Raw genomic sequence first — 19148 nt, forward strand, 5'->3', positions numbered from 1 at the left:
CACCTTGGTGCTGTGATTGGCAAGTGTTTGCGCGCGCAACAGAAATGTGACGCGAACCTCCGCTGACGGCTGCAAGAGTGGCTGGAAAATCCGGCTGTCTGCGATTGAACCTCGGTTGGGTCCCGGCCTATGATCGGGCGATGACGTCAAGGACAGGCCGATGCGCTCCATTCTGAAAACAGTCTCGCTTTGCGCACTCAGTGTTTTGAGCGCCTGCGGCGTTCCCGGTGCCCCGCCGCCCAGTGGCGGAGCGGTTGCTCCGGCAACATCCGGGGCGCGGGTGTCTGGCCTTTCGCCAGCCGAAGCTCGGGCAACCTTTGCCACCGTCGCCAGCCGGGTTGAACCGGTGGCCGAACGCACCTGCCGGACGCAGACCAGTGGTATGAATTGCGACTATCTGATCCGGATCGATCCCGACGCCAAAGCGCCGCCGAATGCCTACCAGAGCCTGTCGCAGTCCGGCCGCCCGGTAATCACCTTCACCCGCTCTATGCTGGGGCAGATCGCCAACGCGGATGAGCTGGCCTTTGTCATGTCGCACGAGGCTGCGCACCATATCCGCGCGCATCTGGCGCGCCAGCAGCAGAATGCGGTGGCGGGTTCGGTGTTGCTGGCCGGGCTTGCCACCCTTGCCGGAGGCAGTGCGGCGGATATCTCCAACGCACAGGATCTGGGCGCCATCGTCGGTGCGCGCGGATATTCCAAGGAATTCGAACTGGAGGCCGATCAACTCGGTACCATCATCACCCACCAGGCCGGATACCGGCCCAGCGTTGGCGTGCAGTTCTTCTATCGCCTGCCGGACCCCGGCGACAAATTCCTTGGCAGCCATCCGGCCAATCCGGACCGGGTGCGCGTGGTGCAGCAGACCATCACCCGCTACGGGCTGAACTGATCATGGCTGACAATCGTGCAGATGCAGCCCCCGAGATGAAAAAGCTAGGCGTGGTGCTGACCGACCGGGGGTCACGCTATGCGGTGACTGGCGCCCGGGTGACATCGCGCGCCGAGGTCGACGCAGTGCTGGCAGCACTGAAAACCGACCGCGCCTATGCCAAGGCCACCCATAACACCTGGGCGGCGATGCTGCCGACGGGCGCGCTCAAGGCCGACGACGGAGAGAGCGGCGCCGGAATGGTGATCCTGCGGATGATGGAGCGGGAAGGGCTGCAGGATCACCTGATCATCGTCACCCGCTGGTATGGCGGCAAGAAACTGGGCGGCGACCGCTTTCGCCGGGTGCAGGACGCGGTGCGCGCCTATCTGAACCCCGCCTAGGCCCGCATCACGCGATTGACCTGCATCAAGGTCCGGGGACGGGCCTGTGGTATTTTCTGGCGTGACACGCAGCCGGGAGAACGCGCGATGGATGATTGCGGGATCAAGGACAGAGACAGACTGAAGACGCACGCGGCCCTTTTTGATGAAATGGGGCAGGCGGTTGGGCTGGACCTTCAGGAAGAGGCCATCGCCGGGCGGCTCAATTTCGATGAAATCGCCGAAGCGGTATTGCGCTGCACCCGCTGCGCCCATCCCGAGACCTGCCAGAAATGGTTGCAATCGCCTGCGCGTGCGGACGTCGCGGCGGATACTCCGGACTACTGCCGCAACCGCGATCTGCTGGGATATCTGCGCGAACCGGTCGCTTGACCTGGCAGCCTTTGGGGAGGGTCAAGACATGCATCTATTGGGGGACGCCCTGTATCACCTGAGGCTTCTGGGCTTGATGGGCAAAACCACCGAGGCTGATCTGGTCGCGGCCTTTGAGGCCGGGCGCATCAGTTCTGAGGACTGGGCGGATATGGTCAACCGCTGCCGGGCCTGCGAAGGGATCGAGACCTGCGAGCGCTGGCTTGCGACCTATGAGAGCGCCGAAGAGGCACCCGGTTGCTGCAAGAATGCCAAGGTTCTGTTGCGCCTGCGGGCCGAAAAGGAAAAGGCAGAGGCCTGAGGCCGCAAACAAGGCTGAAAAATACCTGCGGGCATTCTCTGGCGGGTGCCAAAGAGGCGGCTCTCCCGCGCCCGCGCGTGCCCTGGCTGCGCCAGGCCCCACTGGCAGCCTTGGGTCCGGCGCCGCTGCGCGGCGATCAGGCTGCCTCTGAAAACATCCATTCCCAAAGCCACACGCGCGTATTATATGCGCAGCCATGACCAGCAATCCGCCAGACCTCCGCCCCGACCTCGCCCCGAAAGCCCAGTTCGGTGATGCCCCGCGTAAAGACCAGCCGACCCTTGGCATGGTGTCGCTCGGCTGCCCCAAGGCGTTGGTGGATAGTGAGCGCATCCTGACCCGGCTGCGCGCCGAAGGATACGGTGTCTCTGCCGATTACGCGGGCGCCGATGCGGTGATCGTCAATACCTGCGGGTTCCTCGACAGTGCCAAGGCCGAAAGTCTGGACGCCATCGGCGAAGCGCTGAAGGAGAACGGCAAGGTCATCGTCACCGGCTGCCTTGGCGCCGAGCCGGACTATATCCGCGAACATCACCCGCGCATTCTGGCCGTCACTGGCCCGCATCAGTACGAGCAGGTGCTGGATGCCGTACACGCCGCGGTGCCGCCTGCGCCCGATCCCTTTGTGGATCTGTTGCCTGCTACCGGCGTCAGCCTGACACCCCGGCACTTCAGCTATCTGAAGATCTCGGAAGGCTGCAATCACAAGTGCAAGTTCTGCATCATCCCCGACATGCGCGGACGGTTGGCTTCGCGTCCTGCACATGCGGTGCTGCGCGAGGCGGAGAAGCTGGTGGACGCAGGCGTGCGCGAGCTTCTGGTGATCAGTCAGGATACCTCGGCCTATGGGCTGGATCGCAAGTACGATGTGAACCCCTGGAAAGAGGGCGAGATCCGCAGCCATATCACCGATCTTTCCCGAGCATTGGGAGAGCTGACGCCCGCATCGGACCTTTGGGTGCGGCTGCACTATGTCTACCCATATCCGCATGTGCGCGAGCTGATCCCGCTGATGGCGGACACGGACAACGCGCTGCTGCCCTATCTTGATATTCCGTTCCAGCATGCCCACCCGGATGTGCTGAAGCGGATGGCGCGCCCCGCGGCGGCAGCGAAAACGCTGGACGAAATCCGCGCCTGGCGCGAGATCTGCCCGGAGATCACCCTGCGCTCCACTTTCATCGTCGGCTACCCGGGGGAGACGGAGGCGGAGTTCCAGCATCTTCTTGACTGGATGGATGAGGCGCAGCTCGACCGGGTTGGCTGTTTCAAATACGAAAACGTCGACGGCGCGCGCTCCAACGATCTGCCGGATCACGTGCCCGAAGAGGTGAAGCAGGAGCGCTGGGAACGCTTCATGGAAAAGGCGCAGGCGATTTCCGAGGCCAAGCTGGCGGCCAAGGTCGGCCAGACCATGCAAGTCATCGTGGACGACATCGACGAAGACGGCATCGCCACCTGCCGCACCAAGGCCGACGCGCCGGAGATCGACGGCAACCTGTTCATCGACGAGGGCACCGAGGGGCTGAACGTCGGCGATCTGGTCACCGTCGAGGTGGATGAGGCTGGGGAGTACGACCTTTGGGGGGCACTGGTCGCTGACGGGTAAGCGTCCGCTCACATCTGAAGGCTGGTTCTTGGTTCAATAGGCTCCGTGGCTTGTGCCGGGGGCTGTCCGCTGATGAAATTTCCGATGCGGCAATGGTGAAGTCTGTCCGCGACATAGTCCGGGCCAACCGACTATTGCGCCCTGCGGGGCGCACTGTATCCTCGGGGCAAACAGGTAGCGGAGGGTGCTATGCGGCTGATCATTCGGGTTCTTTCGGCAATCTTGCTGACGCTTGCCGTGTTGATCGGGCTGGTCTTCATGCTGCCGGGAGAGAAAGTCGCGGCGCTGGCGGCGCAGCAGCTGGAGGCGCAGACCGGTCGCAAGCTGGAGTTTCAGGGCGAGGTGGGCTTCAGCCTCTGGCCGGTGCTGGGGGTCAGAACCGAAGGCGTGACGCTGTCGAATGCCGATTGGGCGGGGCCCGAGCCGATGCTGCGCGCGGCGCGGATGTCCATCGGGATCGCCCCCGCCGATCTGTTGCGCGGCAAGGTGCGGGTGACCGAAGTCACCGCCTTGCTGCCACATCTGAACCTGTCGACCCGGGCCGATGGTACCGGGAACTGGGTGATGTCGCCCGAGGGGACCCCGGGTGCGGAGACTGATGCGACCCCGCAGGAGGGCAGTGATCTGGCGGTTCAGATCGAAAAGCTGACGCTGACCGGGGCCTCGCTGCGCTATGCGCCGCATGGCGGCACACGAGTTGAGATGAAGGCCATCGATCTGGCGCTCAGCTGGCCGGATCCCGGCGGTACCGTGGATATGGAGATGACGTTGCGCCCGGTCGAGGCGCCGGTTCAGGTGAAGGCAGAGATCGGCACATTTGCGGAATTCCTCACCGGGCGGGTGTCTTCGGTCGGGGGGACTGTCAGCGGGCCCGGCGGCGTGCTGATGTTCGACGGCCGGGCCGGGATCGATGGGGCAGGATCGGGGCGGGTGACGCTGAAAACCACGGATAGCGCCGGTTTCATCGCGGCGCTGGGCGGTGGTGAGGTCTCTCTCCCCAAGGGGCTGGGGCAGGCTGCTGTGGTCGGCGCCGATGCCACCTATACGCCGGATGGGCGTCTGGCGCTGCGCGATCTGTCACTGGATCTGGATGGCAACACCCTGCAGGGGGCTGCGGATCTTGTCATGGCGGATGTGCCAGAGGTGACGGCGCAGCTGTCGGCTGGTGCGCTGTCCTTTCCGGGGCTGGACTCGCCCGTCGAGAGCAGTGGATCGGGCGCGGGCATTGCGCCCGATGGTTGGCCCAAGGAGCAGATTGATGCCTCGGCCCTGTCAGCCTTCAACGGCACCGCTGTCCTGACCTTCCAGAGCCTGTCGGCGGCGGGGTATAACCTTGGCGAAAGCAAGCTGACATTCAGTTTGGACCGCGCCCGCGCGGTGCTGAAGGCCCAGCCTGCCACCATGTTCGGCGGGCAGGTGACCGGGCAGGTCGTGGCCAACAACCGCAACGGCCTGTCGGTGGGCGGCAAGCTGTCCTTCAACGATATCCAGCTGGAACAGGCGCTTGGGCAGACGGCGGGCTATGACCGCTTGCATGGCGCCGCGCTGGGGGAGATCGAATACCTGGGCGTTGGCAATTCGGTGGATGCGATCATGCGCTCGCTCAACGGCAAGGGCTGGTTGGAGGCAGGCAAAGGCTTTTTCACCGGTTTCGACCTTGAGGACCTGATGCGCTCCGGCTCGGGCAATGGCGGCAGCACGGTGTTTGAACAGTTGACTGGCAGCTACACGATCGCAAACGGCAACCTGCAGAACAACGATCTATTGGTCATCATCAAGGGGCTCAGGGCCGAAGGTGCAGGCCGGATCGGTCTGGGCGCGCGGGATCTGGATTACCGTTTCACGCCCACACTGCAGGGAGCGGATGGCGGCGCCGGGCTGTCGATCCCGGTTGCTATCACCGGACCGTGGAGCGCGCCAAAGATCCGGCCCGATCTGAAATCCGCCCTGCAGCCGCAGATCGACGAGATCGAGCAGGAAGCCAAGGACCGCGTGCGCGAAAAGCTGAGCGAGGAGCTGGAGACCGAGATCGCGCCGGAGCAGGACCTGAACGAGGTGATCAAGGACCGGATTGAGCAGGAAGCCAAGGACCAGCTGCTGCGGCTGTTGCAGGGTAACTGAGCCTGGCCGGAAGGCGCTCTTGTGCAGAAATCAAAAAGCCGCGCCCACCAAAGCTGGGCGCGGCGGTCGCCCGGGCCATGGCCCGGGCAAAAGACCTTCAGTCAGTCAACAACTTGGTCAGATCGTCTGATCGTAGTCCCCGACCAGCGGTTCGGTGCGGATCACCGCATCGATATCGGCAAAGATCGCGCGCAGCTCTTCTTCGTTGTCGCTGCTTTCGCAAACCACCACCAGGTTCGGCGTGTTGGAGGAGGCGCGCACCAGCCCCCAGGATCCATTGTCCAGGATCACGCGGGCGCCATTGACGGTGACGACTTCTTTGATGGCGCGGCCTGCGATTTTTTCGCCAGCCTCAGCCTTGGCCACCAGCTTGGCAACAAGGCGCTCCAATACGTCGTATTTCTCGGTATCGGCGCAATAGGGGGACATGGTCGGGGTCGACCAGGTCTTGGGCAGCGCCTTGCGGAGATCCGACATCTTCATGTCCGGGTTGCGGTCCATCAGTTTGCAGATCTCGACCGCCACGCGCATGCCGCAGTCATAGCCGCGACCCACCGGTTCGGCGAGGAAGTAATGACCGGATTTTTCAAACCCCGCCAAGGCGCCGATTTCCTTCACGCGCCGTTTCATGTGGCTGTGGCCAGTCTTCCAGTAATCGGCTTTGACGCCGTTTTTCTGCAGCTCGGGGTCCGAGGCAAAAAGGCCAGTGGATTTCACATCAGCGACAAAGGTCGCGTTCGGATAGATCTTGCTGAGGTCCCGCGCCATGATGACGCCAACCTTGTCGGCAAAGATCTCTTCGCCTTCGTCATCCACCACGCCGCAGCGGTCGCCATCGCCATCAAATCCAAGCGCGAAATCCGCCCCCGAGGCTTTGACGCTGTCCGACATGTCGTGCAGCATTTCCATGGCTTCGGGGTTGGGGTTGTAGTTGGGGAAGGTGTAGTCCAGATCGTTGTGGCTGGGGACCACCTCGACGCCGATCCGCTCGAACAGCTCTGGGGCAAAGGCCGACGCGGTGCCGTTGCCGGTGGCGCAGACCACCTTCAGCTTGCGGGTCATCTTGAAGTCGCCGACCAGATCATCAAGGTAGGCTTCCTTGACGCCATCGACGAATTCATACGAGCCGCCATCGCGGGCCACGCCTTCGCCATTGAGGACGATATCACGCAGCTCGGCCATTTCATCCGGGCCGTGGGTCAGCGGGCGCTCAAAGCCCATCTTGACGCCGGTCCAGCCGTTCGGGTTGTGGCTGGCGGTGACCATGGCGACGGCAGGCACATCCAGATGGAACTGCGCGAAATAGGCCATGGGAGAGACCGCCGGGCCGATGTCCTTGACGCGGATGCCGGCCTGCATCAGGCCTAGGATCAGCGCCTGCTTGATCGCCAGCGAATAGTCGCGGTAATCGTTGCCGACCGCGATCACCGGCTCAATCCCGCGTTTGTGGATCTGGGTGCCAAGGCCAAGGCCAAGGGCCGTCATGCCGGGCAGGTTGATTTCCTCGGGGTATTTCCAGCGGGCGTCATATTCGCGAAAACCGGTCGGCGTGATCATCGGATCGCGCAGGAAGGACCAGGTGTTCGGGGTGACGGGGGAGATCGGTTTAGTCATTAAATTCACTTTCGGGCATCAAATCGAAATCGGGTTTGCCTTGGCGAGCTGGTCAAAGGCCATCAACGTCTCGATCAGTTTCGGCATCTGGTCGAGATAGATCATATTGGGGCCATCCGAGGGGGCGCTATCGGGATCTTCGTGGGTCTCGATGAAAACCGCACCGATGCCTAGGGAAACGGCAGCCCGGGCCATGACAGGGGCGAATTCACGCTTGCCCCCCGTAGAGCCGCCCTGTCCACCGGGTTGCTGCACCGCATGGGTGGCATCCATCACCACGGGATAGCCGGTCTGCGCCATGATCGGTAGCGAGCGCATATCCGCCACCAGCGCGTTGTAGCCAAAGGAGGCGCCCCGTTCAGTCAGCAGGATGTTCTCATTTCCGGTGCTTTCCACCTTGGCCACCACATTGGCCATGTCCCAGGGCGCCAGAAACTGCCCCTTCTTGATGTTGACCGCCTTGCCGGTCTTGCCGGCTGCCAGCAGCATATCGGTCTGACGACACAGGAAGGCGGGGATCTGCAGGATATCCACGGCTTCGGCGGCTACGGCGCATTGTTCCTCGGTGTGCACATCGGTCAGCACGGGCACGTCGAATTCACGGCGGATATCGCTGAGAACCTTGAGGCCCTCGTCAAGACCAAGGCCGCGCTTGCCGGACAAAGAGGTCCGGTTGGCCTTGTCGTAGGAGGCCTTGAACACATATTGCGCCCCGGCGGCCGCGCAGGCCTCTTTCATTTTGCCTGCAATCATGCGGGCGTGGTCGGCGGTTTCCAGCTGGCAGGGGCCGGCAATCACTGTCAGGGGACAGTCATTGCCGATCGTCAGCCCGGCGATTTTGATGTGTTTCATAGCGTTAAGAGGATACCTGTTCCCGGAGAATGGATGCTGTAAGCGAGCACATCAGGTAAATACCGGAAAAGATCAGGAAAGCCAAAATCGTATTTTCGAACTTGCGCGGATAGGAGGGTTCCTCGCTTGGAACCGGCTCAACCGCAGTGGTCAGGTAACGGACCTGACGGTTGGCCTCCATGCGGGTGGTTTCCACTTGCTGCAAAGCCGATTGCAGCATCAGATCGCGGGTTGCGAGATCAGCCTGAGCCATCTGGATCTGCACGCTGAGGCTGGCGAGCGAGTTTTCGCCAGCAGCGGCATCGGTCATCCGGTCGTTGAGCCGCTGAATCAACGCCTCCAGACGGGAGATATCAGCCTCTGCACCGGCCACCTTGGCCTGGTTGGGGCGGGTGTTGTCCATCAGGGCGGCCAGTTCCAGCTCCTTCTCCTGCAGCTGGACCTCAAAGGTGGAGATCTGCGAGCGCAGTGACAGGATCACGCCTTCGGGATCCAGAACCGCGCCTTTTTGCTGCAGCCGCACCAGATGTTCCTGAGCCTGACGGCGTTTCGTCTCCGCCAGTTCGAGCGCGGCCTCTGCCTCGCCCACCTGATCGGATCGTTTCTGTTCGGACAGGTGGTTTACCTTTTCCTGCGCATAGGAGATCAGCCGGTCCGAGAATTCCGCAGAGACCACCGGATCAGCCGCGGTGACTTCCATCCGGATCACGCCCTCGGTCGGATCATAGCCGATTTTGACGTTGCGCGAGTAGATCTTGTAAGCCTGTTCGTTGCTTGCGGCTGGGTCCAGACGTTGGATCGGGTCGATCCAGTCCTGGGTGAAATGCGCCTTGAAGCCGACTTCTTCATCCAGCCGCAGCATGGCTTCCTTGGATTGCAGGAAGCTTTGTACCGCAGTGGAATCCTGGCTGGTGGCAAATTGCGTGCCCGACAGCAGACCGCTCATCGACCCGGCGCTGTCGGCCTTGAGCACCAGAAATTCGGACTTGGCCGAATACATCGGCGTTGCCACGGCATAGAAATAGTATCCGGTGATCAGCGTCGGCAGCATCACGAAAAAGCTGAGCCGCCCCAAGAGCAGCCACAGCTTGCGCCGCCGCCGCTTGGCGATATCGCGCTGGATTTCCTGGATTTCTTTGTTGCGACGCTCTGCCGGGCTCAGCTCGGTCGAGGGTAGGGTCGTCTTGGCGGCGGGCACGGTCTGCGGCAGCTGGATCGCGCCGGGGTCCGGAGCGCCCTCTGGCCGGGCCTTGTTCTGTGGGACCACCAGTTCCAGCATGTTGGAACGCTTGAAGGGATCAATCCCTTTCAGGCGGAGCAGGCGGACGGCTTCGAAATCCGAGGTAACCGGCAGATTGTGCTGCTGCGCCACGCGCCGTGCCATGCGCAGCTGACGGCCGGTCAGCCCTTCACGGCGGATCTCGTCGATATCCGTGGAGGTCTTGGTCTCACGCGCGCTGCTGACCTGGCCGGACATTGCCTGCCCGGTCGCGGCGCTGGGTTTCGCGTCTTTTTGCCCTGCTGAAGCCGTGGCCTGAGTGGATTTGACCTCAGACGCGCTAGCCTGCGTTGTTGCTCCTGCGGCTTTGGCGCTGTTGTCGGGGCCTGGCGCCTCGACAGGGCGCGCTGCAGCGGCAGCGGCGGCGCCGCTAGATGTGCGGCGGATGCGGAATTTCTTAGCCTTGGGTTTGGTAGTCATAGAGCTGCTTTGCCTCTTCCAAGGTTTCAAACATATGCAATTGCCCGTCCATCAGAACGGCTGCGGAGCGGGCGAATTTTTCCAGCGTTTTAGGCTGGTGGGACACGATCACGATGGTGGTCGTCTGCAGGCGTTCCTGCAGGATCGAGCCGGCCTTGCGGTTGAATTCCACATCGGTCGTGCTGGGCATGCCTTCGTCGATCAGATAGATATCGAAATCCAGCGCCAGCATCAGCGAAAAACTGAACCGTGCCCGCATGCCCGAGGAATAGGTGCCAAGGGGTTGGTCGAAGTATTCGCCAAGCCCGCAAAGCCAGCGGCAGTAGGCTTCGACATAATCCGGGTCCAGCCCATAGAGTTTGGCGATGTAACGGCTGTTTTCCATGCCGGACAGGCGGTTGATGACGCCGCCCATGAACCCCAGCGGAAAGGAAATTTTGCAGCCTCGCCGGATTTCGCCCTCGTCCGGTTTCTCAAGGCCCGCCATCATGTTGATCAGAGTGGTCTTGCCGGTGCCGTTCGGGGCCAGGATGCCCATGGATTTGCCCAGCTCCACGCGAAAAGACACCCGGTCAAGGATCACCTTGCGCTGGGTGCCGGTCCAGAAGGACTTGCTGACATTTTCAAACTCAAGCATGGCTTGTTCCGGTCTTGCCTGTCTGGTCCGTTGTCCGGCCTCTTGCCTCGGATGGCCCTTAAAAAGGACCGCTGCACTGTGCCACGGTTCTGATCGCGGCGATTTGATCAGGTTTGGTTACCTGAATTATATTAACGTCCTACGCGTGAAATCGGGCTTTGTTATGTCAAATTGTGACATAAATTCTGAACCGCTGCTTTACTCTTCGTTCATGGGCAGGGCAGCAAGCGGTCGATGCAGCTGGGCGAGGACAATTTGGGCCATTCTATAGCGATTTTGTTTCCAAAAGGGAAACGATGATGGGGCAAAGTTTCCATGACTGCGCGGCGCTGACGCAGGAGATTTCCGGTTGCCGCCTTTGTGCGCAGCGGTTTGCCGCCACGGCCACGCGGCATGCGCCGCGCCCGGTGGTCTGGTTCCGCCCCTCAGCACGGATCCTGATCGCGGGACAGGCGCCGGGTCTGCGGGTCCATGACAGCGGACGCCCCTATACGGATGCCTCCGGCGACCGGTTGCGCCAGTGGCTGGGGATTTCCGAGGATGTTTTCTATGACCGGGACCAGATCGCCATCGTCCCGATGGCCTTTTGTTTTCCGGGGTATAACGCGAAAAAGGCGGATCTGCCGCCGCCGCCGGAATGCGCCCGCACCTGGCAGCACAGGGTGATGTCCGTCCTCCCCGAGGTTGAGCTGACGGTGCTTGTGGGAGGCTATGCGCAGCAGCATCATCTGGGGAAAAAAGCCCGGGTTAGCGATACGGTTGCCGATTGGCGCGCGCATGCGCCGCGCGTCTTTCCCTTGCCTCATCCGTCCTGGCGCAATACCGCATGGCTGAAACGCCACCCCTGGTTTGAAACAGATCTGCTGCCCGCGCTGCGGCACCGGGTCAAGGAGCTTTTGTGATGACAATGCCAACGCCGCTGGATCAGGCCCACGCACAGATGGAGGCAGAGCCCGCGTCGGATGCCGCGCGTCTGCGGTTCTACGAACGGCTATCGGATGCCGAACTTTTCCTGATGCTGGAAAAGGAAGTCGAGAACGACAAGCTGGAGCCGGCCCTGTTCGACACGCCCGAGGGGCGCTTCGTCCTGGTTTTCGACCGCGAAGAGCGGCTCGCCCAGTTCGCCGGGCGCGCGGTGCCCTATGCGGCGCTGGCCGGGCGGGGAATCGTGCAGATGCTGTCGGGGCAGGGGATCGGTCTGGGCGTCAATCTTGAGGTCGCCCCCTCTGCCATGCTGATCCCGGCCGAGGCGATTGGCTGGCTTGAAGAAACTCTGGGTCACGCGCCGGATCAGGTAGAGGCGGCCATCGAAAGCTTCCTGCCGCCCGCCGGTCTTCCGGATCTTCTGCTGACGGCGCTGGATACCAAACTGGCGACTGCGGCTGGGCTGGCGCAATCGGCCTATCTGGTGGCAGTGCGCTACCAGGGTGGCGGGCAGGGGCATCTGCTGGGCTTTGTCGATGCCAAGGACGCCGCGCGGGATGCCCTGGCCAAGGCGGTGGGCGAGGCGCTGACCTTTTCCGGGATCGAGGCCGGGGCGCTGGATGTCGGGTTTTTCCAGGCGTCCGATACGGCTGCGGCCAGCCTGTCGCGGGTGGGTCTGCGGTTTGATCTGCCGCAGCCAGAGGCGCCGCATGTCTATCAGCCGGTCGCGCCCGGTAGCGATCCGGACAAACCGCCGCGTTTGAAGTAATCGGTACGTGTGGCACGGCGGCGACCCGCCGTGCCTTTCATGCAGGGGCGGACGGGGCAGGGCGCCCGCGTCCGCTGACTGTCAGTCTCAGCTGTCTTCGGTTTCCAGCTTGTCTTGGGTGCGGGTGTCGAAATCACCGGCATCGTGACGTTCGCGCAGCTGGCTGTGCAATTCACCAAAGGCACGGTTGACCATGCGGCCGCGGCTGACCGCGGGGCGCGCGTCGATGTCCTTGGCCCAGCGCACGACATTGGTGTAGCTCGCCACGTCCAGGAATTCTGCCGCATCGTACAGGCGGCCCAGCACCAGCTGGCCATACCAGGCCCAGATCGCCATGTCTGCGATGCTGTAGTTATCCCCCGCGATGAAGGCGTTGCCATCAAGCTGGCGTTCCAGAACGTCTAGCTGACGCTTGGTTTCCATGGCGAAACGGTCGATCGGATACTGCCATTTTTCCGGCGCATAGGCGTAGAAATGGCCAAAACCGCCGCCCAGATAAGGCGCGCTGCCCATCTGCCAGAACAGCCAGTTCATCACTTCGGTGCGCTCCGGCCCGGACTTGGGCAGGAACTCGCCGAATTTCTCGGCCAGGTGCACTAGGATCGAGCCGGATTCAAACACTCGAACCGGGGTGTCGCCGCTGCGGTCCATCAGGGCGGGGATTTTCGAATTAGGGTTGATGTCGACAAAGCCCGATCCGAATTGATCGCCTTCGCCGATGTTGATCAGCCAGGCGTCGTATTCGGCGCCGGAGTGGCCCTTTGCCAGCAGCTCTTCGAACATCACCGTGACCTTGACGCCATTGGGGGTGGCCAGCGAGTAGAGCTGGAAGGGATGCTTTCCGACCGGCAGTTCCTTGTCGTGGGTGGCGCCTGCGATGGGACGGTTGATCGAGGCGAAGCGTCCGCCGCTTTCCTGTTCCCAAGTCCAGACTTTCGGCGGGGTATAGCTCGTATCACTCATGTGGATGGGCCCTGTTCTGTATGTGGTGGCGGGCGGCGCGGGGCGCGGCCCGGTTCGGATTGACGTCTCTGACGTAGGATACTCGTCAAAAATTCCAATGACTGGAAGGTGTGGGTGCGATCTTTTTCGTGCAACCGTGCAGGGGGCGGCCTGCGGTCACGCAGAGACACAGCTGTGTGAGCGCCCCTTCGCAAAGGGTCTGCGCCGGATATTGTAGTTGCAGTTGTAGTGGATCGGCAGACCGGTGGAGCAGGACCCCCTGTGACACGTCATGTCCCGGATCGGTGCCGAATGAGGAAAGGATCAAGACATGAAACGTTTTGCACTGGCTGCCATCGCGGCCCTGACGATTGGAAGCTCTGCTTTTGCAGGGGAGCAATATATTGACGGCACCGGTTTTGCGGTCTCTGGCTATGACGTGGTTGCCTATCGCAGCCTCACCCAGGTGCCGGTGGGCGAGGTGCAGCCTGCCGCAGTGCCGGGCCGTGCGGATATCGTGGCCGAGTACAACGGTGCCCGCTTTGCCTTTGCCAGCGAAGAGAACCGCGAGATGTTCCTGAAGAACCCGGAATACTACGCGCCGCAGTATGACGGGCACTGCGCCTATGGGGTATCCAAGGGCGGCAAGGTGCCGGCCAACCCGAACCTGTGGCGGATCGTGGATGACAAGCTGTACCTCAACATCACCAAGAACGTTGTGGGCTTCTGGGAAGAGGACATCTCCGGCAATATCAATATCGCCGAAGGCAACTGGCCGGGTATAGAGCCGGATGAAGCCTCGGAGCGTGTCATTCCTAATTTCGAGTCCTCTGCGCCTGAGGGGCACTGAGCAGCAGCGGGGCTGCCCCTTTGCAGGCACCCAGCGAAATTACATGTGACAATAAAAAGCCCCGCACGGGAACGGCGGGGCTTCTTGATTGGGAAAAATGGTCCGAACCGCGAGCAGTGGGCCCGGAGCCGATTACCGTTTGCGGTCGCGGCGGGCGCTCATCGGCTGGAAGGCGACACCGACGTGGGCTTCGCAATAGGGTTTGCCTTGCTGAACGGGCAGACCGCAGAACCAGAAATCCTCGGTCGCGGGGTCGCCCACGGGCCATTTGCAAGTCCGTTCGGTCAGCTCCATCAGCGTCAGCTTCTTGGCCTTCTTTTCGATCTCGTTGACCTTGGCCAGGGCTTCGGGGCTGATCTCATTGGCAGAAGGCTGCGGCGGCAGCGGCTGACCAGCCGGAATGATCTGCTTGCGGGCCGGAATGGCGGCCTTGGTTTCAGGCGCGCTGGCAGCGGCCGCAGGCGGCGGAGTTGCCGGGCGGGCCGGTTCCGTCTTTGGCTGTGGCTTTGGCTTTGGCGCCGGTTTGGCAGCGGCAGCGGCTGCCGGTTTTTCCTTGGGCTCGGCAGCTTTGGCGCCACCGGCTGCGCGGTTGGACAGGCCGAGGCGGTGCACCTTGCCAATCACGGCGTTGCGGGTGACCCCGCCCAGCTCCTTGGCGATCTGGCTGGCCGACTGACCTTCGCCCCACATTTTCTTGAGCAATTCGACGCGCTCGTCTGTCCAGGACATATGTTGCCTTTCCAAGCTGAAAGCGGCCCCAGAATCCTGCGGCCGCCATCGAGTTCCGATATAAACGCCTATTTTAATCACTGCGGCCCGAGTTACAAGGCGTCTTGCACCTGCGGATGCAGCAGGTATGCAGATGGGGCACGGGCGGCACGCCGGAGCACGCATAAGACTGGAACGAGGAAAGCACCATGGCAGAGACGGAAACAGAATACCGGGTCGGAATGGGAGAGCGCCGGTTCGGTCGCGTGAACTGGCTGGGGCTGCAGACACTGGCGATGCGCGAGATCAAGCGCTTCTCGGTGGTCTGGACCCAGACGTTGCTGGCGCCGCTGATGACGGCGGCGCTGTTCCTGATGATCTTCAACATCGCGATCGGTCCGAAGCGTGGCGATGTGATGGGGGTACCCTTCCTGACCTTTCTGGCGCCGGGGATCATGATGATGACCGTGATCCAGAACGCCTTTGCCAATACCTCGTCCTCGATCGTGATTTCCAAGGTTCAGGGCAATATCGTCGATACGCTGATGCCGCCGCTGTCGGGGCTTGAGATGCTGCTGGGCTACCTTGCCGGGGCCATTGCGCGCGGGGTGGTGGTGGCGCTGGCCATCGGGCTGGGCCTGATGCTGGTGTTGCAGATCCTGCCCGCACATCCGCTGATCGCGCTGTTCTTCGTCGTGATGGGAGCGGCCTTCCTTGGCGGCCTGGGCATCGTCGCGGGCGTTTTTGCCGACAAATTCGACCAGATGGCGGCGATCACCAACTTCATCGTGACGCCTCTGGCCTTTCTGTCGGGCACTTTCTACTCGGTCGAGTCGCTGCCGCCGGTGCTGCGCGCGATTTCCCATGCCAACCCGGTGTTCTACCTGATCGACGGCGTGCGCTACGGGGTGATCGGCACCTCCGACAGCTCTCCGCTGCTGGGGGCCGGGGTCTGCATCGGGGCCACGGTTGCGGTCAGCCTGCTGGCCTGGTCGATGCTGCGCCGGGGCTATCGCCTGAAGGCCTAAGGGGCAGGGCCTCAGGCCGGTTTTGCCTGGCGCCCCTCGCGCCAGGCCAGAATGGCGGCGCCTGTCAGGATGACGCAGGCGCCCAGAACGGTTACCCCGTCCGGCACCACATCAAATCCGAGGAAGTCATAGATCGCGGCAAAGATCAGCGTGGCATAGCTGAAGGGCGCCACGAAAGAGGCATCCCCGCGTGCCATGCCGTTGATGAAACAGGCCTGTGCGCAGGCCATCAGCACGCCCAGAGCCGCCAGCGCGCCCCATTGCATCGGCGTTGGCATTTGCCAGACCGGAAGCACCGCACTGCTGGCGATTGCAACGCCCAGCATGTTGTTGAACCACAGGATCTGCAACGGTGCCTCGCGCCCCGACAGTTTCTTGATGAAAATCAGCTCCAGCCCCATCACGGCTGCCGCGCCAAGCGCCAGAAGCGCGGCGGGTTGAAAGCTTTCCGGCGCCGGGCGGAGCAGGATCATCGCGCCGATAAAGGCAATTCCCGCCGCGCCCCACCGCCAGGGGCCGACGCGCTCACCCAGAAGCGGGATCGCCAGCAGCATGCAGAACACCGGGTTGAGGAATGTAATCGCCGTGGCATCGGCCAGGGGGATATAGGCAACGGCGGCAAACATCAGCGTCACACCGCCCCAGCCAAAGGCGGTACGTCCGATATGCAGCCCCCAGTGGGGCCGCGTCAGCCGCGGTCGCACCAGCGCCAGCACCGAGGAAATCGCAACAAAGGCAAAGACAAACCGCCCGTGCGAGATCTGCAGCGGATGCAGCGCCGGGCCGAGAGCGTCGGTGCCCAGCGATTTCGCCATCAGCGTTGTCGCCGCAATAAAGGCGGTTGCCAATAGGATCAGCGCGGCGGCCAGCATCGGATTTTGCGGTGTTGGAGTTTTCATGCGCAATCGGTGCGCCCACGCCCGCTGATATGCAAGAGCAAAAAATGCGGGCGTGAGCGAAGTGTCCGCAGGGTAGCCAACAGGTACAGGCAGGGCGCGCCGCCGAATTGTTCAGGCGGGTTGCACAAAAGGGGTTCCTTTTTGCGCAAAGCTCCCTTATGGACCCATTCCATGATCAAACGTGCACATATCTCTGCGCTTCGACGCCGACGCCGGACTGCGTAAACCGCAGCCCCAGTGCCCCTGTGGCGCCTTTGATCCCCTGTGCCAAGATGATGGTACACCCCCTTCCGACTACAGTATTGACCCTCCGGCCCGGCTATGCACAGCTTTGGCCTCAATGTTTCAAAAAGGATGATCCTGATGATCCCGTCCGTTCTGCCGACCTACAATCGTGCTCCTCTTCAGTTCGTCAAAGGCGAAGGCGCCTGGCTGATCGAGGCCGACGGGCGCCGATTCCTGGATCTGGGCGCCGGGATCGCGGTGAATGCGCTGGGCCATGCTCACCCGGCCCTGGTCGAGGCGCTGACCACCCAGGCGCAGAACCTGTGGCATGTGTCGAACCTCTATCAGATCCCGCAACAGCAGGCGCTGGCGGACAAGCTGGTCGAAACCAGCTTTGCCGATACGGTGTTTTTCACCAATTCGGGCACCGAAAGCTGCGAATTGGCGGTGAAGATGGCGCGCAAGTATTTCTACGACAAGGGCCAGCCCGACCGGGTCGAGATCATCACTTTCGAAGGCTCCTTCCACGGCCGGTCCTCTGCCGGTATCGCGGCGGCGGGCTCGGAAAAAATGACCAAGGGCTTTGGCCCGCTGCTGCCGGGCTTTGTGCATCTGCCGTGGGATGATCACGACGCGGTGGCGGCGGCGATCAATGACAAGACCGCTGCGATCCTGATCGAACCTGTACAGGGGGAGGGCGGCATTCGCCCGCTGCCCGATAGCTGCATGAAAGGTCTGCGGGATCTTTGCGACGAACACGGCATTCTGCTGATCCTCGACGAGGTGCAATGCGGCGTGGGCCGGACCGGCAAGCTCTTTGCCCACGAATGGGCGGGCATTGCCCCAGATATCATGATGGTGGCCAAGGGCATCGGCGGCGGCTTCCCGCTGGGCGCGGTGCTTGCGACCGAAGATGCGGCCAGCGGCATGACCGCGGGTACCCATGGCTCCACCTATGGCGGCAACCCGCTGGGCTGCGCCGTGGGCTGCGCGGTGATGGACGCGGTTGCCGATCCGGAGTTCCTGGCCGAGGTGAACCGCAAGGCGGGCCTGCTGCGCCAGAAGCTGGAAGGGCTGGTGGCCAGCCATCCCGAGGTTTTCGAGGAAGTGCGTGGATCGGGGCTGATGCTGGGGCTCAAATGCAAGGCGGTGAACATCGATGTGGTCAACGCCGGATATGACAATGAGGTCGTCACCGTTCCGGCGGCTGACAATGTGATCCGCCTGCTGCCGCCCTTGAACCTGACCGACGAGGATATCGCCGAGGCGCTGCAGCGTCTTGAGAAGGCGGCCAAACAAATCGCCGCGGCCTGAGCGGACCCTTCAGATCAATTGCGAAGGCGGGGGATGCGCCCCCGGCTTCACCCTGACAAAAAGTGACAATACATGAACCATTTTCTTGATATCCACAAAACCGATGCAGCAGCTCTGAGGGGCATCATCGATCAAGCCGGCGCGATGAAACAGGCGCGCCTGGGCCGCCCAAAAGGCGCCCCGGATGACGAACAGCCGCTGGACGGGCGCATGGTGGCGCTGATCTTTGAAAAGCCGTCGACCCGGACCCGCGTTTCCTTTGATGTTGGCGTGCGCCAGATGGGCGGGCAAACCATGGTTCTGTCAGGCAACGACATGCAGCTGGGCCACGGTGAAACCATCGCCGACACCGCCCGCGTGTTGTCGCGCTATGTGGATCTGATCATGATCCGGACCTTTGATGAATCGGTTCTGATCGAAATGTCGGAATATGCCGATGTGCCGGTGATCAATGGTCTGACCGACCGCACCCACCCCTGTCAGATCATGGCCGATATCCTGACCTATGAAGAGCACCGCGGCCCGATCAAAGGCAAGAAGGTGGTCTGGACCGGCGACGGCAACAATGTCTGCGCCTCCTTCCTGCATGCGGCGGGACAATTCGGGTTTGACCTGACCTTTACCGGCCCGGCGCAGCTGGACCCCGAGGATGAATTCGTCGGTCTGGCGCGCAAGGCAGGATCGAAGGTCGTGATCGAACGCGACCCGGTCAAGGCCGTGGAAGGCGCCGATCTGGTTGTGGCGGACACTTGGGTTTCCATGCATGACAGCCAGTCCTCGAAAGAGCGGCGCCACAACATGCTGCGCCCCTATCAGGTGAATGACGCGCTGATGGCCCATGCCAAGGACGACGCGCTGTTCATGCACTGTCTGCCGGCCCACCGTGAAGAGGAAGTGACCTCTGCCGTAATGGATGGTCCGCAATCGGTGATCTTTGATGAGGCCGAGAACCGCCTGCACGCACAAAAGGCGGTGATGCGTTGGTGCCTCGGCGTCTGAGCCGTCA

Annotated in this window: 19 protein-coding genes; 12 read left to right on the forward strand and 7 right to left on the reverse strand. The window is 62.3% G+C overall.

Translation table 11 applies throughout. The features are described from left to right. The first annotated feature begins 160 nt into the window (after nt 1-160). The 6 genes from SM764_RS12825 (at nt 161) to SM764_RS12850 (ending at nt 5681) form a co-directional block, all read left to right on the forward strand. Complete coding sequence (locus tag SM764_RS12825; protein ID WP_369001955.1) at nt 161-895, forward strand: M48 family metalloprotease; 735 nt, start codon at nt 161-163, stop codon at nt 893-895. 2 nt (nt 896-897) lie between these two features. After that, the gene (locus tag SM764_RS12830) at nt 898-1278 is read left to right on the forward strand and encodes a YigZ family protein (RefSeq protein WP_368998551.1); all 381 of its coding nucleotides are present in this window, start codon (nt 898-900) and stop codon (nt 1276-1278) included. A gap of 87 nt (nt 1279-1365) precedes the next feature. Then, on the forward strand, nt 1366-1650 hold the full coding sequence (locus SM764_RS12835) for a DUF6455 family protein (RefSeq protein ID WP_369001956.1): 285 nt from the start codon (nt 1366-1368) through the stop codon (nt 1648-1650). Between the two features lie 28 nt (nt 1651-1678). Continuing rightward, nucleotides 1679-1951 carry a DUF6455 family protein gene (locus SM764_RS12840; protein WP_369001957.1) on the forward strand — a complete coding sequence of 91 codons (273 nt, stop codon included), beginning with the start codon at nt 1679-1681 and terminating at the stop codon, nt 1949-1951. A gap of 196 nt (nt 1952-2147) precedes the next feature. After that, the gene (rimO, locus tag SM764_RS12845) at nt 2148-3560 is read left to right on the forward strand and encodes a 30S ribosomal protein S12 methylthiotransferase RimO (RefSeq protein WP_369001958.1); all 1413 of its coding nucleotides are present in this window, start codon (nt 2148-2150) and stop codon (nt 3558-3560) included. 189 nt (nt 3561-3749) lie between these two features. Beyond that, nucleotides 3750-5681, forward strand: a complete 1932-nt coding sequence (locus SM764_RS12850; RefSeq protein WP_369001959.1) for an AsmA family protein — start codon at nt 3750-3752, stop codon at nt 5679-5681. A 117-nt stretch (nt 5682-5798) separates the two neighbouring features. On the opposite strand, the gene SM764_RS12855 is transcribed toward SM764_RS12850, so the two are convergent. From SM764_RS12855 to SM764_RS12870, 4 genes are read right to left on the reverse strand one after another with little or no spacing between them, the layout of a single operon-like run. After that, entirely contained in the window at nt 5799-7295 is a 1497-nt protein-coding gene (locus SM764_RS12855) for a phosphomannomutase/phosphoglucomutase (protein ID WP_369001960.1), read from the reverse strand. Nucleotides 7296-7313: 18 nt separating this feature from the next. Then, the gene (kdsA, locus tag SM764_RS12860) at nt 7314-8147 is read right to left on the reverse strand and encodes a 3-deoxy-8-phosphooctulonate synthase (protein WP_368948257.1); all 834 of its coding nucleotides are present in this window, start codon (nt 8145-8147) and stop codon (nt 7314-7316) included. Between the two features lie 4 nt (nt 8148-8151). After that, nucleotides 8152-9846 (reverse strand): KpsE/RkpR family capsule polysaccharide export protein, encoded by a 1695-nt coding sequence (locus SM764_RS12865; RefSeq protein ID WP_368948258.1) that lies wholly within the window; start codon nt 9844-9846, stop codon nt 8152-8154. Beyond that, on the reverse strand, nt 9824-10483 hold the full coding sequence (locus tag SM764_RS12870) for an ABC transporter ATP-binding protein (protein WP_065272948.1): 660 nt from the start codon (nt 10481-10483) through the stop codon (nt 9824-9826). The genes SM764_RS12865 and SM764_RS12870 overlap by 23 nt, the downstream gene beginning before the upstream one ends. Before the next feature lie 299 nt (nt 10484-10782). On the opposite strand from SM764_RS12870, the gene SM764_RS12875 reads away from it, so the two are divergent. Then, complete coding sequence (locus tag SM764_RS12875; RefSeq protein ID WP_274839722.1) at nt 10783-11385, forward strand: uracil-DNA glycosylase family protein; 603 nt, start codon at nt 10783-10785, stop codon at nt 11383-11385. After that, nucleotides 11385-12176, forward strand: a complete 792-nt coding sequence (locus SM764_RS12880; RefSeq protein ID WP_369001961.1) for an SseB family protein — start codon at nt 11385-11387, stop codon at nt 12174-12176. Before SM764_RS12875 ends, SM764_RS12880 begins: the two co-directional genes overlap by 1 nt. An 87-nt stretch (nt 12177-12263) precedes the next feature. Here the strand turns inward: SM764_RS12880 and yghU are convergent, their stop codons facing one another. Beyond that, nucleotides 12264-13139 carry a glutathione-dependent disulfide-bond oxidoreductase gene (yghU, locus tag SM764_RS12885; protein ID WP_347510229.1) on the reverse strand — a complete coding sequence of 292 codons (876 nt, stop codon included), beginning with the start codon at nt 13137-13139 and terminating at the stop codon, nt 12264-12266. A gap of 310 nt (nt 13140-13449) precedes the next feature. Here yghU and SM764_RS12890 point away from each other — a divergent pair, with 310 nt between their 5' ends. Next, nucleotides 13450-13968 (forward strand): YHS domain-containing (seleno)protein, encoded by a 519-nt coding sequence (locus SM764_RS12890; protein WP_369001962.1) that lies wholly within the window; start codon nt 13450-13452, stop codon nt 13966-13968. 132 nt (nt 13969-14100) lie between these two features. On the opposite strand, the gene SM764_RS12895 is transcribed toward SM764_RS12890, so the two are convergent. Beyond that, nucleotides 14101-14697 carry a GcrA family cell cycle regulator gene (locus SM764_RS12895; RefSeq protein WP_065272952.1) on the reverse strand — a complete coding sequence of 199 codons (597 nt, stop codon included), beginning with the start codon at nt 14695-14697 and terminating at the stop codon, nt 14101-14103. Nucleotides 14698-14885: 188 nt separating this feature from the next. Here SM764_RS12895 and SM764_RS12900 point away from each other — a divergent pair, with 188 nt between their 5' ends. After that, nucleotides 14886-15704, forward strand: a complete 819-nt coding sequence (locus tag SM764_RS12900; protein ID WP_369001963.1) for an ABC transporter permease — start codon at nt 14886-14888, stop codon at nt 15702-15704. Nucleotides 15705-15715: 11 nt separating this feature from the next. Here the strand turns inward: SM764_RS12900 and SM764_RS12905 are convergent, their stop codons facing one another. Continuing rightward, the gene (locus SM764_RS12905; protein WP_369001964.1) at nt 15716-16603 is read right to left on the reverse strand and encodes a DMT family transporter; all 888 of its coding nucleotides are present in this window, start codon (nt 16601-16603) and stop codon (nt 15716-15718) included. A gap of 363 nt (nt 16604-16966) precedes the next feature. Here SM764_RS12905 and SM764_RS12910 point away from each other — a divergent pair, with 363 nt between their 5' ends. Next, on the forward strand, nt 16967-18142 hold the full coding sequence (locus tag SM764_RS12910; RefSeq protein ID WP_369001965.1) for an aspartate aminotransferase family protein: 1176 nt from the start codon (nt 16967-16969) through the stop codon (nt 18140-18142). Nucleotides 18143-18214: 72 nt separating this feature from the next. Continuing rightward, complete coding sequence (argF, locus tag SM764_RS12915) at nt 18215-19141, forward strand: ornithine carbamoyltransferase (protein WP_065272955.1); 927 nt, start codon at nt 18215-18217, stop codon at nt 19139-19141. Nucleotides 19142-19148: the final 7 nt, after the last annotated feature.

Source organism: Pseudophaeobacter sp. 1A16562 (genome assembly GCF_041008785.1).
GTDB lineage: Bacteria > Pseudomonadota > Alphaproteobacteria > Rhodobacterales > Rhodobacteraceae > Phycobacter > Phycobacter gallaeciensis_A.